The sequence below is a fragment of the Microbulbifer maximicatervae (SeqCode) genome (genome assembly GCF_052466985.1).
The window spans coordinates 3,921,805-3,941,555 of sequence record NZ_CP174298.1 but is presented as its reverse complement, the minus strand read 5'-3'; the positions used below and the strand labels follow the sequence as shown (position 1 = coordinate 3,941,555).

The window sequence follows — 19,751 nt, the reverse complement described above, 5'->3', positions numbered from 1 at the left end:
ACCAATGACGATGCCGTGCTCGGCAAAAGATCGAGTGGCGGTTTCGAAAAGAGGCAATCATGAAAGCAGATATCCATCCTAACTACACCGACATCTCCGCTACCTGTTCCTGCGGCAATGTTGTAAAAACCCGTTCCACTCTGGGCAAAGACCTGCAAATCGACGTTTGCTCTCAGTGCCACCCTTTCTACACTGGCAAGCAGAAGCAGGCTACCACTGGTGGTCGTGTTGACCGTTTCAAGAAGCGTTTCGGCAGCCGTATCGGCAAATAATCCGGGCTCTTCGCTCGAATGGACCCGCCGCTTGCGGCAGGGCCCATTCCAAAAAGGCACCTCGCACTGCGATGGTGCCTTTTTTGTATCTATTTATTCCCCATCGTATCCAGCAGCCGTAAGCGTCTGTGTACAAAATCAAAATCGACTTGAATCGCTTAACCTTACCGCTATTGGCAACCACTTTATCCTTATAAATCAAAATATTGCGGCTATTTATCCCGAAAATCGTCGACAAGCACGATAAAAATAGAAGTCCGTACCACATATTGCAGATTTTCACGCTTGTAGCGCCAAGCTTCCCTCGGTTATTCTCTGGCCCCCGCAGTAACCGGGATAACACTTAAGTGTTGCCCACAGTATTCGAGAGAAAAGCCCCCAAATGACGGATTCATTGCGCCAGGCAGCGCTCGATTACCACGCGCTCCCCAGTCCCGGCAAACTTTCAGTAGAACTGACGACCCCTGCCGAAACCCAGGAAGACCTGTCCCTGGCTTACAGCCCCGGCGTCGCCGAACCGGTGCGAGAAATTGCCAAGGACCCAGAAGCAGCCTATCGATACACCGGCAAAGGTAATCTGGTAGCAGTCATCTCCAATGGCAGTGCCATTCTCGGTCTCGGCAATCTGGGCCCGCTGGCCTCAAAACCCGTGATGGAAGGCAAGTCACTGCTGTTTAAACGCTTTGCCGATATCAACTCAGTAGATATCGAAGTTGATGCCAGCAGCCCGGAGCAGTTTATTCAGACCGTGGCCTCAATCGCCAACACCTTCGGCGGTATCAACCTCGAAGATATTAAGGCGCCAGAGTGCTTCCATATTGAAGAGACCCTAATCGAGCGCTGCCCGGTACCGGTTTTTCACGATGATCAGCACGGCACCGCCATTGTGACCGTTGCCGGTATGCTCAATGCTCTGGAGATTCAGGGTAAGAAAATCAGTGAAGTGCATATGGTCTGCCTGGGCGCAGGTGCCGCTGCGACGGCCTGCTGCAAACTGCTGCTGGCCGCCGGAGCGCGCAAAGAGCAGATCACCATGCTCGACAGCCGTGGGGTTATCCACTCGGGACGGACGGATATTAACGCCTACAAAGGTGAGTGGGCGCGGGATACCGATATGCGGACCCTCGACGATGCCATCGCCGGCGCGGATGTATTCCTCGGTGTGTCCGGCCCGGACCTGCTCTCCGCCGAGCAGCTACAGCGCATGGCCCCAAAACCGGTGGTCTTCGCCTGCTCTAACCCTAACCCGGAGATTAAACCCGAGCTGGCTCACAGTGTGCGCGACGACCTGATTATGGCCACAGGCCGGTCCGACTACCCGAACCAGGTTAACAACGTCCTCTGCTTCCCGTTTATTTTCCGGGGTGCCCTGGATGTTCGCGCTGCGCGCATTAATGAAGAGATGAAACTGGCAGCGATTGAGGCGATCCGCAAAATTGCCCACCTGCCGGTACCGGATTCAGTGCGCGAAGGTTATGGCGGTATCGAGCTCAACTTCGGGCCCAACTATATCCTGCCCAAGCCAACCGACCCTCGTTTACTACCAGAAGTGGCTTCGGCCGTAGCACGAGCCGCCGTAGACAGTGGCTGCGCGCGCCTGCCCTACCCGGACAACTATCCCCTGGAAACCCTGTAAAGATCACAGATTTCCTCACTTAACCCGTTAGAGCAGGCATTTACCGCTTTCGCTCTAACGGAGTTCTTGAGCCACAAAGCCCCCGTCGCTAAACTGCCTTTCTGTCACAGCATCAAAGTTGCCCAACATAATGAGTCATGTGTACGTGCTGACCAATCAGCACCAGCAGTTCCTGAGTAAAAGCGGCGAATGGACCGATGGCCGCGAACCGAACAAACTGTTTCGCAGCGAGCATAAAGACGTCGCTATCAACCAGATGTTCGAGGCTAATACTCGCAATGTGAGCCTACGCATTGAATTGCTACTGTGCGAACTCAGCATTAAGGGGCAGCCCCAGATCCCCGAGGAAGCTCTGGCACCGGTATCCAGTGATGTGAGTCAGGGTGACCCTGAAATCCCCCCCTCAACACCTGAGGAACTGCCAGAACAGGCCAACCCGGAGATAGAACCCCAGCCTGCGCCTGAAGTCGCACCGGAAGAAGCGCCTGAGGTTGCCCCGGAACCAGCGCCCGCTGAAACGCCCGCACAGCCTGACGAAAACAAATCTGAATCCGCCGCCTGAGCGCCAGAACATTCAGCACCGGCACAGAGAGTCGCCCGAGATGGCAGCGATAAAGAAGCGTTCCGGTAGTACCAAGGAGATTCGAGTGCCCATTTCCCACCTGGCCGCGCTATCGCAAGCCAAACCAGCCCAACTGCTCAAAGGCATCCTCCGCGGTGTCGAGAAAGAGAGCCTGCGTGTCGCTCCCGATGGTGCCCTTGCGCAAACGCCGCATACCACAGCACTGGGCTCCGCACTTACCCATGAAAGTATTACTACCGACTTCTCTGAGGCCCTACTGGAATTTATTACGCCACCAGTAGCAACCCCAGAGGAAGCGTTACAGGTCTTGGACCGTATCCACCGCTACACCTACAACCAGATCGGTGACGAGCGCCTGTGGGTTAACAGCATGCCCTGTGCGATTGGCGAAGATAAAGATATTCCCGTTGCCCGCTACGGCAGCTCTCACAGCGGCACAATGAAAACTATTTACCGGCTGGGCCTGGGGCTGCGCTACGGCCGAGCCATGCAGACCATTGCCGGTATCCACTACAACTTTTCGCTTCCTGAAGAGTTCTGGCTGTGGCTGCATGAAATCGAAGGCAGCAGCGAGGATTTAAAGAGTTTTAAAACCCGTCGCTACTTCGATCTGATTCGCAATTTCCGCCGCAATTACTGGTTGCTGATTTACCTGTTTGGCGCCGCACCTGCGGTATGCGCTTCTTTTGTCGATGGCCGCGAGCACAGTCTTGAGCCCTTCAATGGGGATGACCACACTCTGCACGTGCCCCACGCTACGTCCTTGCGTATGGGCGACCTGGGCTACAACAGCAACGTGCAGCAGTCACTGGTGGTTTGCTACAACGACCTGCGCAGCTATTTATCGACGCTCTGTTCAGCGATCAGCAGTTCCTACGGCCCCTACCAGGAAATGGGGGTTAAAAATGAAGGCGGCGACTACCAGCAATTGTCCACAGGCATACTGCAAATCGAGAATGAGTTTTACTCACCGATCCGTCCCAAGAACCCCGCCAAACGGGGCGAAACAGCGCTGTCAGCCCTGGATAATCGCGGTGTCGAATATGTTGAGGTGCGCTGTCTCGACCTGAACCCCTTCGCCCCCCTGGGAATTGACGCCCAGCAGATGCGCTTTCTCGATAGCTTCCTATTGCACTGCCTGCTCACTGACAGCCCCAAAACCAGTGATGCCGATTACCGCAGTACCCAGGAGAACCAACAGCGTATCGTCTACCGGGGTCACGAGCCGGAACTAACACTGTTGGATAACGGTGGCGAGCGCAAACTGAGCGACTGGGCCACCCAGTTATTGGAAGAGGTCGACTCAGTGGCAGAACTGCTGGATAACGCCTGGGGCGGCTCGCAATACCGCGGCTCAGTGGGCGTGCAGAAGGCCAAGGTGAAAGGGGATATCCTCACACCGGCACAGCAGATACTGGCAGAGATGCGCGAACAAAACATTACCTTTTCCCAGTGGGCTATGGATAAAGCCGAACAGCACCGCCGCTACTTCCTGGAGCGCCCTCTGGACAGCGACTATCTGCAAGACTTCTTACAGCAGGCAGAAACCTCACTGCTCAAGCAAAAAGAAATTGAAGCGCAGGATAGCGGTACTTTTGAAACATTCCTGAGCCGTTACTATGCCCAATACAACTGCTGCCAGGACTAGCGGCTGATACAGTGCCGCAGCCTGAGCGAGGCTTATGAACTATCTGGCACACCTGTTACTGTCCGGGCCCAAACCGCGCTGGCGACTGGGTGGGCTCCTGGGGGACTTTGTTAAAGGTCCCCTGGATGACAGTTGGCCAACGGATATTGAGCATGGTATTCGCCTGCACCGTCGCATCGATGCCATCACCGATGCTCACCCGGCCTACAGGGATGCCCTGGCGCAACTGGACCCGCGCTGGCGTCGCTATGCCGGCATCGCACTGGATATATGGTTTGATCACCTGTTGGCAGAAAACTGGCAGCAGTGGCACCCTGAAGCGCTGGATGAGTTTTGCCGGCGCTGTTGGAGAGACTTTCATTTCGACAGCCGGTATATTCCGCCACGCGCAATGGCATTTATTGAGCGCGCCGAGCAAATTAAACTGCTGCAAAGTTACCGCGAGGAGCGGGTAATCGAGCTGACCCTGGAGCGGGTTGGGCAGCGGTTGCGCCGCCCGGTAGCACTGCAGGAGCTACTGCCTGAACTTATCGCCGGGCGGAACAAACTGGAAAGCAATTTCAATAAACTATTAACCGACTTGAATCTCGAAGCGAACCGCTTTCGACAGCACTATTCAGGACCCGAATTACCATGACCTTACCCAACCCGCGCATCACTTTTCTTCTGGTCTTCCTAATGGTGGCCTTTTTACTCGGCTCCGCCTTTTATCTCGAGTACGTGCAGGGGTTGGAGCCTTGCAAATTGTGTATTACCCAGCGGGTAATGCTATTGGGTGTTGGTGTAGTTTCGTTGATCGCATTCCTGCACAACCCTGCCACCATTGGCCGTCGTGTCTACGGCCTGCTGGTATCCCTGTGGGCAATGGGCGGTCTCTACTTTGCCGGTCGCCAGCTTTGGCTACAAAGCCTGCCGGAAGACCAAGTGCCGGCCTGTGGTCCAAGCGTCAGCTATATGATTGAAGTTTTCCCGATGGCCGATGTGCTCAAGGCGCTGCTGAGCGGCGATGGCAATTGTGCTGAAGTACAGTGGACCATGATGGGCCTGAGTATCCCCGGTTGGGCCGCTATCGGTTTTGCCGGTCTGATCCTGTTCGGTGGCTGGCAAGCATTCCGCAGAGCTTAACAATCTCCGGCGGCTTTACCGGCCGCCATTTCCTACATGTCAAAATCCACGCTGCACAACATACTCCGCTGGCTGGGGGGAGCTGCCATTCTGGTTGCCTGTACCTGGCTGGGCAATTTCACCAGCTCAAGCCTGTCACTACCCATTCCGGGATCTGTCATAGGGATGCTGATGCTACTGGTGATTCTCGTGTTCAATGGTGGGGCTCCCGCAGGCCTTGCCAAAGTCAGCTCACAACTGCTTTACCTATTGCCGCTGTTATTGCTACCCGCGGCTGTCGGGGTATTTTTTTTCCAGGGCCTGACTCTATCCGACTGGCTAGCCTTAATCGCCGCTATTGTGATTGGCACACTGATCAGTATCGCTATTTGCGCACAGCTACTAAAGAAATTGCTGATTCGCTCTGGGGGTAATAGAGAGTGAATGAACTTCTGGCGAGCCCAATCTTTGTATTGCCCTTGAATGTCATAGCTTTTCTTGTCGGCGTTACCCTTTACCGGCGCTACAAGACTGTTCTGCTACACCCTATCATCAGCGCTAGCATTTTGACCGCAATAACATTGAGTGTTCTCCATATCCCCTATGAGAGTTATCAGGGCTCCAGTGCATTACTGTACAGTTTGTTAGGTCCAGCAGTTGTTGCCCTGGCTGTCCCTCTCAAACAAAATCTAGTGATTATCCGCAAAGCCGGTTGGCCGCTACTTGTCACTATTTTTGTGGGTGCGATTTTGGCCCCGGTTATAGCGGTATTAATCGCCTTGGTATTTGGCGCAGGCAAGTCAGTACTACTGGCGTTGAGTGGCAAATCTATTACCACACCCATCGCATTGGCCCTGGCGGAAACAATCCACGCTTCTCTCAGCCTCACTGCAGCTATTGTGGTCTTGACCGGGGTGGTCGGTGCTATCGCTGGCCCAGCTTTAATGAGTAGGCTCAATATTCACGATGAGCGCATTATTGGTATCGTACTCGGCATCAATGCCCACGCGGTGGGGACCGCACGAGCATTAGAAATCAGCGCCCTGTGCGGCGCCTGTGCAGCATTGGCGATGGGTACCTGCGGTGCGCTCACAGCGCTGATTTTGCCGCTCATTATCAGTGGATAAAACACCCTAGATTTGCTCCACCGAAGATCGCCGCAGGCATCGTTGTATTCTGGCGTAGATCACACTCTGCACCTTGCCGTCGGCGGGGGAATCTCCTATCTTCTTAGGGCCTTCGGGATCAGCAATAAAGCTGGCTATCACGGCAAAAGTAACCAAAGGATTCTTGGAGATGCTGGAAAATTGTAAATCTGCGCGCGAGCGCTGGGGTGGCGTCAGTGAAATCATTGACCGCTGGCTACAGTCCCGACAAATCCTGCTGGTAAGTTACTACCATCTATCTGAGAAGAAAGAATTTAACGATGGGGATTCGGAGACCGAAAACGGTGTTCGTCATCTTTGCCAGTTGCTGGTGGACTACGTCTCTGCAGGACACTTTGAGGTATACGAACAGCTCATACTTGAAGGCCAGGCTTTTGATGATAAACAGGGGCTGCAACAAGCGCGGGAACTCTACCGGGATATTGATGTGACCACTGATGTCGCTGTCGATTTCAATGATAAGTACCAGGAAACCGACGATCTATCCAGCCTGAACCCAGATTTGTCACAGCTGGGGGAAGCACTGGAAACCCGCTTTAGTTCCGAGGATCGAATGATCGCACTTTTGCACACAGCCCATAAAAACCAGCTGGTCTAAAAAACTGAATTCATCACTGTAAAGGCGATGGGAAGCCGGCGCCTTTAATCGAATATTTTTGCTGTTGATTTTTCAAGGTAAAAAATAAAGGCGCCCATTGGGCGCCTTTATTGAATCCAAAGTAGTAAATTTAATTACTCGCTTTTGGGCTCTTCTTTTTTCTCTTCTTTCTTCTCGGCGCCATCTTCCTTGCCAACATTGGCTTTGTGCAGCTCCACTTCAAAAATCAGCGTTGCGTTAGGGCCGATCTTACCGCCTGCACCACCCGGGCCATATGCCAGCTCGGAGGGAATGTAAAGCTCCCACTTGGAACCCTCTTTCATCAGTTGCAACGCTTCGGTCCAACCTTTGATAACACCATTAACTGGGAACTGGACCGGCTCACCACGGGCGTAAGAGCTATCAAACTCTTCACCATTAATCAGGGTACCCTTGTAGTCCACTTCAACAGTGCTGTTCTCACTGGGCTGGCCGCCGGAACCCTCAGTAATCACTTTGTACTGCAGACCGGAATCAGTGGTAACAACACCATCTTTCTTGGCATTCTCTTCGAGGAAGGCTTTTCCTTCCTGCAAGTTTTTATCAGCAGTCTCTTTGAATTCTTTCTCTTGCTGAGCCAGCATTTCCTGCTGCTTCTTCTGCATTTGCTCTTGGAAGGCAGCGATAGTTTGCTGCTTTTCTTCTTCAGTCAAACGGGATTCATGGCCGCTGGAGACATCCTTAAGAGCCATCATCACCACTTGGGGATCTAATTTCACATCCTGAGCTTCAAGGCGCTTCGCCATATCTTCGGCAATGATGTAGCTGACCTTCTTCTCCTGGGTGTCCAGGGCAACTTCTTTTTCCTGCTTAGATCCCTGTTCGTTACAGCCGGTCAGCGCCAGGCCAAGGGCAATTGCTGCAGCCAAAGGGTATTTATTCATGGGTGTTGTCTCTTTGTCCGTATTGCGTTGAATGATTCGCGCTTGACCCTGGGTCAATGCCTGCGGCGGCTTATCAAGTAATCCTGATTCGGCCCTTAGCCTCCAGGCGCACCTTTTCCGCCAGTCCGCTCAAGTCTAACCTAAGGCGACTGCAAGTGCATACCGATGACGCGCACACTGTGCAGGACACCACATTCCACCTTAAGGTTCCAGGGACCAGCGAGAAAAAAATACATTTACAGCACTATTTTCGCTGCTTACGGCATACATTTTTTTTAAAAACAGCGCTATTATCGACCAGTCGCCGGTTATTGTTCCGGACTGTTTGAGGTGCTTTTCAGTTTCAGAACAATTTACAGTGTTCAGATCCCCGATTTAAATATGTCTATTACATATAGATCTGATCCGTACACTGTCCGGATGTTCCAATTGATAATAAACGTCAGGACATTTACTCATGGCTGCCAAACAAAGAGCTGTCAATTCAGTCGCAGAACTGGAAGCACAAATTTCCAAGCTAACCGTCAAGCTGGACAAAGCCCGCAACAAGAAAGTTACCGATGCCGGCAAAAGTGTTTTAAAAGCCGGAAAAGCACTGACTTCCGCAAAAGAAAAATTAGCTAAAGCGAAAACCAAACTAGTAGACGCTAGAACTGCAGCCAAGACACGAAAGACAGCTGCCACTCAAAAGCGTGTAGAAACCGCCAAGGCCAATGTAGAAAAGCATAACGAAGTACTCCAGCAAGCAAAGGCATCACACGCCGAAGCAAAGGGTACTGAGTCCCAGGCAAAAGCCGAGCTGAAAGCTGCCGAAGCTGTACGTAAGGCCGGTGTAAAAGCAGAAAAACTGCTGAACAAATCCAAGCCAAAAGCCCGTAAAGCTACCACCTCAAAAAAAGTAGCTGCTCCTAAAGCAACCGCAGCAAAGAGCCGCACTAAAGCAAGCACTACCAGCACCACCAAAACAGCAAAAAAGACAGTGGCAAAAAAAGCCACAGAAAAGAAAACTAGTGCCAAGAAAGCACCGGCAAAAACCGCCGCTACCACTAAAGCTGTAAAGAAAACTCCCGCAAAGAAAGCCTCCACTGCTGCGAAAAAAGCGCCAGCCAAGAAAGCTTCTACTGCCGAGAAAAAAACTCCAGCGAAGAAAGCTCCAGCTAAAACTACTGCTGCCAAAAAACCAGCGGCGAGCAAACCCTCTACGGAAGCCAAGCCTGCAACAGTCAAGCCAAGCGCAGAAACTCCAAAGGTGAAGGCTGCCAGCAAGCCAGAAACCGTAGAGAAGCCCAAAGACGATTCAAAAACCATGGCTCCAGCTGAGCAGCAGAAACCGATGGATGCTCCGCGCCCAGCAGCAACGATTACTCCTAGCACTCCGGCAAACAGCCTGTTTTCTTCGGAGCAACCCAGCGGCGAGTAGTCTCGGGACTCCTCGCAGCCAAATATAGTGCTGCTTAATTGGGCTCTGTACTTTTCACGACTGTATTACCGGCGACCCCAGAAAAGTACAGTGCCCAGAGGGGTGTAACAGTGGCTTAACCCGCTGCCCCCCTGTGAGCCAAGTAGCTTTCGATCAGGCCCGCCCAGCGGGCCTGATCTTTTTGCTGCAAACCATATTGCTGGGATGCTAGCTCCAGTGCAGAACGATCCCCCGGCCAGTCCTCAGCATAAATTTTCCACAGCGCGGCCAACTGTAACTGCTCCAGCTTCAATTCATAGCGTTTACACAGTGCGTAGGCCCGCTGGGTATGGGGGCGCAAACTCCCCAACCAACGACGCAGGTGTCGCACACTGCGAATCATTCGCCTGCGCGGCGCAACGCCTCGATCTGCGACTCTCCATCCCTCTTCACTGATTTCCTTGCCACAAACGGCTGTATAGCTCGCCCACAGCAGAAGACACACGTCAGCGCCATTTCTGTCCTGGCAGTCGAGTAGGAACTTCTCGACATCCTGGTAGGCGTAAAAGTCCAAGCTGAACTGCCAGAGGGGGTTTTCCTTGGGGGAAGATGGAGGTGAAGTATTTGTCACGTTAGAATCCCGACCCTTTGCTGATCGGCATAGTGCCCCAGTCTCTGTGGAGTCCGGGTCTGTTCAATAGCCTAGCATTCATCGGCCTATCCATATGAGGTTTTTCCAGTGATCAATTTACAAGGGGTTTCTCTGCACCGAGGTGAGCGCGACTTGCTTGACAGCGCAGATTGCAGAATCTTCCCCGGCCACAAAGTGGGAATTATCGGTGCCAACGGCTGTGGCAAGTCAACCCTGTTCAAACTGCTGCTTGGACAACTGGAAACCGATGCAGGGCGGGTAGACCTCCCCAGCACCTGGCGTATCTCCCATATGGCTCAAGAGGTAGAAGCTAGTGAGCAGTCAGCACTGGATTACGTTTTAGACGGCGATAGCGAGTTGCGGCTATTGCAAAAGCAACTGGCAGAGGCCGAAGCAAGCGGCGATACCGACGGTCACAAACTGGCAGAACTGCACGAGCGCATGGCCAGTATTGATGGCTATAGTGGCCCAGCGCGCGCCGCGCAACTCCTCGACGGGCTCGGCTTTTCCCACGAAGAGCAACAGCGCCCCGTTCGCAGCTTCTCAGGTGGCTGGCGTATTCGCCTCAATTTGGGCCGTGCCCTGATGTGCCCCGCAGATCTTATGCTGTTGGACGAGCCCACCAACCACTTGGATCTGGATGCCACCCTTTGGCTGGAACAGTGGCTGCAACGCTTCCCCGGTACCCTGCTGATTATTTCCCACGACCGCGACTTTCTCGATGCAGTGGTCGACGGCATTGTCAGTTTTGAACAGCAAAAACTGGTCTTGTACAGCGGCAATTACAGTGCCTTCGAGCGCGCTCGCGCTGAGCGCCTGGCCCAGCAGCAAATACAGTTTGAAAAACAGCAGGCCGAACGCGCACATATGGAAGACTTTGTGCGGCGCTTTCGCGCCAAAGCGAGCAAGGCCAAGCAGGCACAAAGCCGCCTGAAAGCCCTGGACCGGATGGCTCTGATTGCCCCAGCCCATGTGGATTCCCCTTTTCATTTTACTTTGCCATCCTCAGAGAAAACCTCTAATCCGTTAATCGACCTGCGCGAGGCGGATATTGGCTATGCCGAAAAAATAGTGGTGAAGAACGTTCAGCTGGGCATTCAACCGGGACGCCGTATCGGCCTGCTCGGCCCCAATGGTGCGGGCAAGTCCTCTCTAATCAAAACCCTGGCTGGCACACTCGCCCCCCTCAGAGGCGAGCGCCAATGTGGCGAACACTTGGCCATCGGCTACTTCGCCCAGCACCAGCTGGAAGCACTGGATAGCAACGGTTCCCCATTGCTGCACCTGCAAAGGCTGAGCCCCGATGCCTCGGAGCAATCGCTGCGGGATTTTCTCGGCGGCTACGGTTTTATCGGCGATCGGGTTTTCGAAACTGTAGGGGGCTTTTCCGGCGGTGAAAAAGCCCGTTTAGCCCTGGCACTACTGGCCTGGCAAAAACCTAACCTGTTGCTTCTCGATGAACCGACAAACCACCTTGATTTGGAAATGCGCCACGCCCTGACCCTGGCGCTGGCGGAGTTTCCCGGTGCCGTCATATTGGTTTCCCACGATCGTCATCTACTGGCCAATACTGCCGACGAATTTATTCTGGTGGCCAATGGCCGCGCCGAACCCTATAGCGGCGACCTTGATGACTACAAACAGTGGCTGCTCGGCTTTAACCGGGAAAAGAAACGCAAAGAGGAGAGCCCCTCCACTGTTACTGGCACAGAGGAAAAAGCCCCTGAGGATAAGAAGGCCCAAAGGCGCGCCGCCGCCGCTCTACGCGAACAACTGAAGCCCCTGACCAACAAACTCAAGAATATTGAGCGACAGATGGCTACGGCAGAAAAGGCATTGGCCGCAGTACAGGAAAAACTTGCCGATGAAGCGCTATATAGCGGCGGCCAGCAGGAAGAAATAGCTCGACTTAATAAAGAGCAGTCGGAGCAGCAGGAATTAATGGAAGAACTGGAAATGGAATGGCTGGAAATTTCTGAGAAGCTCGAAGAAATTCGCGGCGAGTAATTTTATAGAAAATCATTTTAAACAATATCTTCAGCGGGCTTCAGAACCTTTCTGCCGCCCGCTGAAGAAATCGATTTTAGTTGTCCTTAACGAATACAACCGTATTCATCCACTGCAATACCAATCGGTGTATTTGGGCATTGATCGATATAGCTGGGTACACCATCAAAATCTGTATCCAGCGGGCAGCCATCTAATTGCACATCGATTCCCACTGGGGTCTGCGGACATTGATCAGTGGCATCAATAACACCATCGGCATCTTCGTCATACCAAAAGTCCGGATATTCAAGCCATTGATAGCCGACCGCCAAGCTGGCAAAACCATCGACACCACCTTCTTCGACCCCCTGGAAAAGCCGTATATCTGCACGGGCCTGCCAGCGGGGCCCCAGGTGATATTTAATTCCCATTCCCACATTCACCATATTTTGCCGGTCATGCCAGTCACAATGGTAAGGCGGGTAGGGATAATGGTGGCCGTCTGGCCGATCCTCAGGGACATAGAATTTCTTACGACAATCCCAGGGATAGGGGTAGTATGGGTCGTAGGGATGATCCGGATCATAGACATACTTTGGGTCATCTGGATGCCAGTGTTTTTTACGGTAACGCCGGTCGTAATTAATACGCATTTCACCCAGGCCAAACGCGACATAGGGCTGCCAACAAAAATTACCGCAGAACTGCCCTCCAAATTGATATAGGAGATCTATGCGGTAGTTATACACATCTACTTTCTCGGGCGTATCCGCAACACTCACGACGAAATAGTCGACAACCCCTTCCATCGCCCAATGATTTGTCATGTTAAAGCCAAAACCGGCACCGACACCTGAGGTATCTCGCATTTCAAAACCGCGAAATGGTGTGCCTTGTAGGCGGTCGCCATCAAACCAATGCTTACCCCCATTAACATAGAGGTTTAAAGTTCCAACAAAATCAGCACGGACTTCAGAAATTGTAAAGAGTAAGATAAACGGCAGGCTATAGAGAAATGAAAGCAGAGGGTCACGCCTTCTCATTAGAAACACCAAGATTCCTTCCTTGATCAACCCCCCAAATTATTATTAACATCAATATCTATTAATAAAAATAATTCGATTTTGTTTTCGCGATGCTTCCTGAATCCGGTTCTTATTGGAAATAAAATTCGATAATCACAGCACCACTAGAAGCATAGACGGCTAGTGGCGAAAAACAGTAATAAAGACAGGAGAGTTAACCCTTGCTGGCACCCAATATCGATAACTATGTTAGGAACTTGGTTCACCCACAAAACATACAAACCACCTGCTATGTCCCCAAAAGTATCCGTGAGTACGCACAGGACTTCCAAAATAATTCCAATAGCAACAGTAAGTGGTATCACAAGCGCAGTAGTGATGGACTAACCCGGATCGACCAATTAGTAAGCCAGGCAGTACAAATTCAAACAAATGATTATGGAAGGATTACTCGTGTCGCCAAAGTACTAGTGGAAACCCTATATACCTGGCTTACTGGATTTGATCCCTCCACACCCACCAAGCTACTCGATAGCGATGGAATAACACGCCGTAAAGATGCCGTTTTAGCTTTACTCGGTGGAGCCTACTGCTGGTATCGACAAGCCAGTGAAGCTTTCAGCTCTGAGAGGAGAGCAATATCCAACATCGAAGCCCATTTGGACGTCCCTTTCTCACTATTTAATTACCGATTTAGCCGCAGTGGTTTTAATCTGCACACAGTGACAACGCTGTTATACCGTGGCGATACCCGCCCACCACAGAAGCTGTGGCAAGCCGGGGGATTCTTTCCCTGGATGAATCAAAATGGCCGCTTTGATCCGCACCTGGGTACCGGAGCATCTAACCAAGTCATCTCAACCACTACCAATGCAAATATTGTTGCGCGCTTTGCCTGGCACAACAAAACTTATTGCCCAAAAAGGTATTATTTTGTGCATGGAACAAATGAGGGTGACTTAGCCACTACCGGTTTTATCTATGAGCTCGATAAAAGAAACCACCAATGCGTAGAGGTTTCCACTGTCACCCAGGGACGTGAAGTTGCCTTTATGGCTATTCCCAACCAATTTATTCGCCGCTTTCGCATGCGTTATTTTGCGGGCACCCAAAATAATATTGAACTGTCGGACTGGATGTCCTATGACAGTAACACCATCCGCAACCTGAATGTTGTAGAAGACAAGCGCCGATGGGAAGCCGCCAAGAAAAACTGGAATGAGTTTTTCTAACAATAGAGGTGGGCTGTTGCATGCCACTGGTGCCATGTTAGCACCGGTGGCAAACATCGATCGTCAGTGCGAATTATTCGCCTTTGGACTCTTCAACAGTTGACGCATCTACGTCAGTGGTAGTTAGCGGCAGCGCTTCACCAGGTAACCTGCGGTATACCAGATCCCAAACACCGTGCCCCAGTCTCTGCCCTCGACGCTCAAACTTGGTCTCTGGGCGCCATTCTGGCCGGGTAACATAATCACCCTCACTGGCGGTATTTTCTAGCAGGTTTTCACCCTGCAATACTTCCAGCATATGCTCGGCATAATTCTCCCAGTCTGTCGCCATATGCATAAGACCGCCAGTTTTTAACTTGCTGCAAATCAGGCGAACAAATTCCGGCTGCACTATCCGGCGCTTGTGGTGTTTCTTCTTGTGCCAGGGGTCAGGGAAGTACAGCTGGAAACGATCCAGGCTCCCATCGGCAATACAATCGTTTAGGACATCGACCGCATCGGCCATGTAAACACGCAGGTTCTTGATACCTGCCTTGCCGGCATTATTGATCAACCGGCCAACCCCCGGCGGGTGTACTTCAATACCAATAAAATCCTTATCTGGCTCGGCTTCAGCCATGGCCAGCAGGGAATCCCCCATACCGAAACCGATCTCTAACGCCAGTGGCGCCTCGCGGCCAAAGACCTGTTGGCGATCCAGAGGTCCATCAAATAGGGAGAGCCCAAACTGCCCCCAATAATTGTCAAAGGCATTGCGCTGCCCCTCTGTCATTCGCCCCGCGCGAATCACATAGCTGCGGATAGATTTCTTCTTAAATTCTGTGCGGTAGGGAAAATCTTCCGCAGATTCGTCTTGCATTGTTCGCGACCTCTTATGCGAAACGGTTTATATCTTGATGTTTTGTTCGGGCTCGGTATCTGAGTGTAAGCCCAGTAAAGGTGGCTACTTAGAGAAATTAAATGCGGCAAAAAACAGGACTAGCCAACCGGCAATCATCATCAGCCCACCGAGAGGAGTGATTGGACCTAACCATCGGGGGCCTCCCAGTGCCAAGGCATAGAGACTGCCGGAGAAGAAGATAATACCGAAAGTAAAAAGAGCACCGCTCAGGGTCAGCGATAATCGGTTTCCCCAGTTTTGCATTAGCAGTACCACACCAAACAGCGCCAAGGCGTGGATCATCTGGTACTGGACTCCGGTTTTATAGGCCTCTAGCAGGTTCTCTGCCACTTTACCGCGCAGGCCGTGAGCCCCAAACGCCCCCAGAGCCACACCACTAGCGCCAAAGAGTGCGCACAGCAGCAGATAGAGTTTGGCCATTACCTTCCCTTTTTGTTTTACCCAGTGGTGACAGGTATGCCTGTAACAGGCGGGACAAAAAAAACCGCGCTACTGCGCGGTTTTCTACCCGTGTACCAGAACGCCGATTTAGGCTTCCATAGCAGCACGCACTTTCTTCATGGCATTTTTTTCCAGCTGGCGAATTCGCTCAGCGGAAACACCATACTTATCAGCCAACTCATGCAATGTGGATTTCTCCTCACTGAGCCAGCGGGCCTGAATAATATCGCGGCTGCGATCATCCAGTTGTGCCATGGCACTGGCAAGGCTGGTCAAGTTGGTTTCCTGCCAGTTATCCCGCTCAAGCTGGGCGGCCGGATCAAAACTGCGGTCTTCCAGATAGTGAGCCGGTGCCTGCCAGGCGGTATCGTCATCGTCATCGACACCCGCATCAAAAGCCGCATCGTGTGCAGCCAGGCGGCCTTCCATTTCATGGACCTGGGTGACATCCACATTCAGGTCTTTGGCGACGGCCTTAGCTTCTGCATTGGTCAACCAAGCGAGTTTTTTCTTCTGACCGCGCAGGTTGAAGAATAATTTGCGCTGCGCCTTGGTGGTGGCAATTTTGACAATACGCCAGTTACGCAGAATAAATTCGTGGATTTCAGCTTTAATCCAATGTACCGCAAAGGATACCAAGCGCACTCCCTTTTCGGGATTGAAGCGTTTGACGGCCTTCATCAAACCGACATTACCTTCCTGAATCAGGTCGGCTTCATTGAGCCCGTAGCCGGAATAAGATTTGGCGATATGCACTACAAAGCGCAGGTGTGACATGACCAGCTGGCGTGCAGCATCGAGATTTTCGCGGTAATAGAGGTCTTCTGCCAGGTGCTTTTCCTGTTCAGCGGTCAGTACGTCAAAACCACTGACGGTCTGGATATAAGCTCCCAGGTTGGCGCCCGGAGACAGCGTATGCACTGGCTGTAGGCTGGTTCCCATTCAGGTCTCTCCTGTCATTATTAGTCGGCCGATCTTACCGGCCGCTGCCGGCGGATACTGTATCCGGCGACAAGCTGGACTCAGTGTAGCACTTGCACGGGCAGATAAGAAAGCCCGCCAACAACTACCGTATTCTGTTGTATTTCGCGGGATTAGAGGGGCTTTTTACGCCTCAGGTTCCCTTTGCCAGAACACTTTATCCTTCTTGATCAGACTGATCGGTCAGCGAGGTTCTATCTTGCGAGTGTGTCGCGCTACCGCAAGCCAGGCTCCTAATAGGCCCAGCGAGGAGGCCCCCAGCGTTAATTGAAAGAAGTAACTGGCTCCCGGCCCTCTCAATTCGAAGCTGCTGCCATAACTTGATGACAGACTCTCAACTGGCCCAGACAACATAGCCACACCACCTGCAAGCAACAGCCACGCCACCAGCCCGCCAAATAGTCCATAGCAAATGCCACTGTAAAGGAACGGCCGCCGCACAAACGCGTTAGTGCCACCGACGAGCTTTACTACCAGGATCTCCTCCCGGCGACTTTCGATATGCAGCCGTATGGTATTGATCACCACCAATACCACCCCCAGCGCCAATAACAGGGCTAGACCTGCGGAGAGACGCTGTCCCAGTTCGGTGATCTGGGCGAGGCGCTGGACCCAGGCAAGATCCAAGACCACTGAATCCGTCAGTGCCTGGGCTCTCAGATTCTCCACCAAAGTCTGAAGTTTATCGCCGTCCTTCGCATCCCTTGGCCGCAGCAACAGCACTGCCGGCAGGGGGTTGGCATCCAGGCCAACCAATACATCCCCAAGCCCCGAGGCCTGTTCAAACTCTGCCAGGGCATCTTCCGGGGAGACATAAGTTACCTCCGCGATAGCGGGATCACTGCGCAATTTGTCGGCCAGGGAATTAACCGCAGCCTGTCTCGCATCTTTGTGTAGAAAAACTGAAATTTGTGGCTGCCCATCCCAACCGGCCACCGCCCGCTGGAAATTCAACAATCCCAATTGCAATGCCGCCGGCAGGGCCAGGGCAATAGCAATCACCAGCGCCGTCATTGCACTGGCCATGGGTGCGCTAAAAAATCGACTGACGGAGTCGGCGGCCATCTCACGGTGGTGCCCCAACCAGCTATTCCATCGATCGCCCAACCCTGTTTGTGCAACAACAGCGCCGGTGCTGCGCACACGTTTGTCTGCGGCAGGGTTGGCCTGCCGTTGCGCTTTAGCTTGGGTGTACTTCACGGCTCGGAACTCCGTCGTATATCAGTTGGCCAGCCTGTAGGGTCAATACCCGTCGGCGCATCCGTGCAATCAGTTCCAAGTCGTGGCTCGCCACCAGCACCGTAACCCCCACAGCGTTAAAGTCCGCGAATAACTGCATGATTTCCTGCGAGAGTGTTGGGTCCAGGTTGCCGGTGGGCTCATCGGCAACCAGTATCGCGGGCTTGTTAACGACTGCGCGGGCAATCCCAACCCGCTGCTGCTCACCACCAGACAACATAATGGGATTTTGCTTTTCCTTGTGCAGCAAGCCGACCTTATCCAGAGCTGCGCGAACCCGACGCCCCACCTCTCGCTTATTGCAACCAGCAACAGACAAGGGCAGGGCAATATTGTCAAAAACGCTGCGGTCGAATAGCAGCTGGTGATTCTGGAAGACAATACCCAGGTTGCGGCGGTAGTAGGGGATCTGGCCATTGCGCAGGCGGTTGAGATTCTGTCCGGCGACAAGAATACTGCCCTTAGTAGGGCGCTCAATCGCGGTCAGGAGTCTCAGTAAAGTACTTTTACCCGCACCGGAGTGACCGGTGAGAAACACCATATCGCCACGGGGGATTTCCAGGCTGACTCGCACCAGGGCATCCTGCCCCGATGCGTAACGCTTGTTCACATTATCGAAAGTGATCACGGCTTCTGTTGTTCTTGTTATTTCCTAGGCGAATTATCAGGCCTTATCGCGGCCAAACAGGGCGGATACGAACTCACGAGCGCGGAATGGCTGTAGATCTTCCGCCTGCTCACCCACACCGATAAAGCGCACCGGGATACCGAAACGACGAGCCAGGGCAAAGATAACGCCGCCTTTGGCAGTACCATCCAATTTGGTCAGCACCAAGCCAGTAACGCCGGCCGCCTCACGGAACTGAGAGGCCTGGTTAATCGCATTTTGGCCAGTGCCAGCATCCAGTACCAACAGCACCTCGTGGGGCGCGCTGGGGTCCAGCTTGCCCATCACCCGGCGCACCTTGGACAACTCCTCCATCAAGTTGGATTTGGTGTGCAGGCGCCCGGCGGTATCGGCAATTACCACATCGACGCCGCGCGCCTGGGCAGACTGAACCGCATCGAAAATAACTGACGCACTATCGGCACCGGTATGCTGCGCTACAACCGGTACATCGTGGCGCTGCCCCCAAACCTGCAGCTGCTCAACTGCTGCGGCACGGAATGTATCACCGGCAGCCAACATCACTGACTTGCCTTCACCGAGAAAGCGGTGGGCCAGCTTGCCGATTGTTGTGGTTTTACCCACACCGTTTACGCCCACTACCAGAATGACGTAAGGCTTCTTGCTGATATCGATTTCCAGGGGAGCATCAACACTATCGAGTAAGTCAGCCAGCTCCTGCTGCAATGCCTTGTAAAGTGCATCGCCATCGGCCAGTTCCCGACGGGATACTCGTTCGGTCAGGCGCTCGACGATCTCGCTGGTGGCCTCAACTCCCACATCTGCCATTAACAGCTGTGTTTCAAGTTCTTCCAGCAGATCTTCATCGATTTCCTTGGCCCCGAGGAACAGGTTTCCCATCCCCTCGACAAACTGGTTGCTGGTGCGGCTGAGGCCGCGACGAATACGCGCAAAGAAGCCCTCTTTCTTTTTGACTTCCGGTTTCAGCTGCTCTTTGGCTCTGGGTTTTGGAGCTGGCTCGGGTTGAATCGGGGCTGGCTTCTCGGCCTCTTCTTTTATTACAGGCTCTGCTGCTGCAACCACCTGTGAGGGTTCGACAACGGCCTCCGGCTCGCCCGCCGCATCAGTATGCTGCGCCCAGCCGGCACTTTCCTCTTGGGGGGCAGAAGCTGGGGTAGTGGGTACATCGATAGGGACCTTTGCCTCCTCCAGAGCGGAAGTTTCTCCCTGGGCAGGCGACTTTTCCTCTATGTCTGAGGGCATTTTGTCCAGCGCTGAGGGCTCTTGCTCTAGCGCTGAAGGCTCTGGGCTCTGCGCCGATGATTCCTCTTCAG

At 53.0% G+C, this 19,751-nt stretch carries 21 protein-coding genes; 12 read left to right on the top strand and 9 right to left on the bottom strand.

Annotation, left to right across the window (positions count from 1 at the left end):
- The first annotated feature begins 59 nt into the window (after positions 1-59).
- The 9 genes from rpmE to rsd all read left to right on the top strand — a co-directional run bounded on the left by rpmE (position 60) and on the right by rsd (position 7,007).
- On the top strand, positions 60-272 hold the full coding sequence (gene rpmE, locus ACJJI3_RS17430; protein WP_108734996.1) for a 50S ribosomal protein L31: 213 nt from the start codon (positions 60-62) through the stop codon (positions 270-272).
- 382 nt (positions 273-654) lie between these two features.
- Complete coding sequence (locus tag ACJJI3_RS17425; RefSeq protein ID WP_444940400.1) at positions 655-1,908, top strand: malic enzyme-like NAD(P)-binding protein; 1,254 nt, start codon at positions 655-657, stop codon at positions 1,906-1,908.
- Between the two features lie 130 nt (positions 1,909-2,038).
- Positions 2,039-2,470 (top strand): hypothetical protein, encoded by a 432-nt coding sequence (locus ACJJI3_RS17420; protein WP_444918585.1) that lies wholly within the window; start codon positions 2,039-2,041, stop codon positions 2,468-2,470.
- Positions 2,471-2,510: 40 nt separating this feature from the next.
- Positions 2,511-4,139 carry a glutamate--cysteine ligase gene (gene gshA, locus ACJJI3_RS17415; protein WP_413663800.1) on the top strand — a complete coding sequence of 543 codons (1,629 nt, stop codon included), beginning with the start codon at positions 2,511-2,513 and terminating at the stop codon, positions 4,137-4,139.
- A gap of 34 nt (positions 4,140-4,173) precedes the next feature.
- Positions 4,174-4,776, top strand: a complete 603-nt coding sequence (locus ACJJI3_RS17410) for an acyl carrier protein phosphodiesterase (RefSeq protein ID WP_282930664.1) — start codon at positions 4,174-4,176, stop codon at positions 4,774-4,776.
- Positions 4,773-5,264 carry a disulfide bond formation protein B gene (locus tag ACJJI3_RS17405; protein WP_282930663.1) on the top strand — a complete coding sequence of 164 codons (492 nt, stop codon included), beginning with the start codon at positions 4,773-4,775 and terminating at the stop codon, positions 5,262-5,264. Before ACJJI3_RS17410 ends, ACJJI3_RS17405 begins: the two co-directional genes overlap by 4 nt.
- A gap of 36 nt (positions 5,265-5,300) precedes the next feature.
- Positions 5,301-5,687: a CidA/LrgA family protein gene (locus tag ACJJI3_RS17400; RefSeq protein WP_413663802.1), complete on the top strand. Its 387-nt coding sequence runs from the start codon at positions 5,301-5,303 to the stop codon at positions 5,685-5,687.
- Positions 5,684-6,370: an LrgB family protein gene (locus tag ACJJI3_RS17395; RefSeq protein ID WP_444918586.1), complete on the top strand. Its 687-nt coding sequence runs from the start codon at positions 5,684-5,686 to the stop codon at positions 6,368-6,370. The genes ACJJI3_RS17400 and ACJJI3_RS17395 overlap by 4 nt, the downstream gene beginning before the upstream one ends.
- Before the next feature lie 169 nt (positions 6,371-6,539).
- A complete protein-coding gene (gene rsd, locus ACJJI3_RS17390) occupies positions 6,540-7,007 on the top strand; it encodes a sigma D regulator (RefSeq protein WP_413663804.1) in 468 nt (155 codons plus the stop codon).
- 134 nt (positions 7,008-7,141) lie between these two features.
- On the opposite strand, the gene bamJ is transcribed toward rsd, so the two are convergent.
- Positions 7,142-7,930, bottom strand: coding sequence for an FKBP-type peptidyl-prolyl cis-trans isomerase (gene bamJ, locus ACJJI3_RS17385; protein WP_444906864.1), 789 nt, complete (start codon positions 7,928-7,930; stop codon positions 7,142-7,144).
- Between the two features lie 457 nt (positions 7,931-8,387).
- Between bamJ and ACJJI3_RS17380 the strand changes: the two genes are divergently transcribed.
- The gene (locus ACJJI3_RS17380; protein WP_444918587.1) at positions 8,388-9,350 is read left to right on the top strand and encodes a histidine kinase; all 963 of its coding nucleotides are present in this window, start codon (positions 8,388-8,390) and stop codon (positions 9,348-9,350) included.
- Between the two features lie 115 nt (positions 9,351-9,465).
- Here ACJJI3_RS17380 and ACJJI3_RS17375 read toward each other — a convergent pair whose 3' ends face one another.
- Positions 9,466-9,960 carry a TIGR02444 family protein gene (locus ACJJI3_RS17375; protein WP_413663807.1) on the bottom strand — a complete coding sequence of 165 codons (495 nt, stop codon included), beginning with the start codon at positions 9,958-9,960 and terminating at the stop codon, positions 9,466-9,468.
- Positions 9,961-10,068: 108 nt separating this feature from the next.
- Here ACJJI3_RS17375 and ACJJI3_RS17370 point away from each other — a divergent pair, with 108 nt between their 5' ends.
- Entirely contained in the window at positions 10,069-11,988 is a 1,920-nt protein-coding gene (locus tag ACJJI3_RS17370) for an ATP-binding cassette domain-containing protein (protein WP_444940399.1), read from the top strand.
- An 86-nt stretch (positions 11,989-12,074) separates the two neighbouring features.
- On the opposite strand, the gene ACJJI3_RS17365 is transcribed toward ACJJI3_RS17370, so the two are convergent.
- The gene (locus ACJJI3_RS17365; RefSeq protein ID WP_444940398.1) at positions 12,075-13,013 is read right to left on the bottom strand and encodes an outer membrane beta-barrel protein; all 939 of its coding nucleotides are present in this window, start codon (positions 13,011-13,013) and stop codon (positions 12,075-12,077) included.
- 203 nt (positions 13,014-13,216) lie between these two features.
- Here ACJJI3_RS17365 and ACJJI3_RS17360 point away from each other — a divergent pair, with 203 nt between their 5' ends.
- Complete coding sequence (locus tag ACJJI3_RS17360) at positions 13,217-14,227, top strand: hypothetical protein (protein WP_413663809.1); 1,011 nt, start codon at positions 13,217-13,219, stop codon at positions 14,225-14,227.
- A gap of 73 nt (positions 14,228-14,300) precedes the next feature.
- On the opposite strand, the gene trmB is transcribed toward ACJJI3_RS17360, so the two are convergent.
- From trmB to ftsY, 6 genes are all read right to left on the bottom strand, one after another.
- Positions 14,301-15,086 carry a tRNA (guanosine(46)-N7)-methyltransferase TrmB gene (gene trmB / locus ACJJI3_RS17355; protein WP_444940397.1) on the bottom strand — a complete coding sequence of 262 codons (786 nt, stop codon included), beginning with the start codon at positions 15,084-15,086 and terminating at the stop codon, positions 14,301-14,303.
- Between the two features lie 84 nt (positions 15,087-15,170).
- The gene (locus tag ACJJI3_RS17350) at positions 15,171-15,548 is read right to left on the bottom strand and encodes a DUF423 domain-containing protein (RefSeq protein WP_444940396.1); all 378 of its coding nucleotides are present in this window, start codon (positions 15,546-15,548) and stop codon (positions 15,171-15,173) included.
- Between the two features lie 108 nt (positions 15,549-15,656).
- Positions 15,657-16,511, bottom strand: a complete 855-nt coding sequence (gene rpoH / locus ACJJI3_RS17345; protein ID WP_282930650.1) for an RNA polymerase sigma factor RpoH — start codon at positions 16,509-16,511, stop codon at positions 15,657-15,659.
- 222 nt (positions 16,512-16,733) lie between these two features.
- Positions 16,734-17,750: a permease-like cell division protein FtsX gene (gene ftsX / locus ACJJI3_RS17340; protein WP_444940395.1), complete on the bottom strand. Its 1,017-nt coding sequence runs from the start codon at positions 17,748-17,750 to the stop codon at positions 16,734-16,736.
- Positions 17,731-18,417 (bottom strand): cell division ATP-binding protein FtsE, encoded by a 687-nt coding sequence (gene ftsE / locus ACJJI3_RS17335; protein WP_282930649.1) that lies wholly within the window; start codon positions 18,415-18,417, stop codon positions 17,731-17,733. The genes ftsX and ftsE overlap by 20 nt, the downstream gene beginning before the upstream one ends.
- 36 nt (positions 18,418-18,453) lie before the next feature.
- Positions 18,454-19,404 carry a signal recognition particle-docking protein FtsY gene (ftsY, locus tag ACJJI3_RS17330; protein ID WP_444942572.1) on the bottom strand — a complete coding sequence of 317 codons (951 nt, stop codon included), beginning with the start codon at positions 19,402-19,404 and terminating at the stop codon, positions 18,454-18,456.
- Between the last annotated feature and the right edge of the window lie 347 nt (positions 19,405-19,751).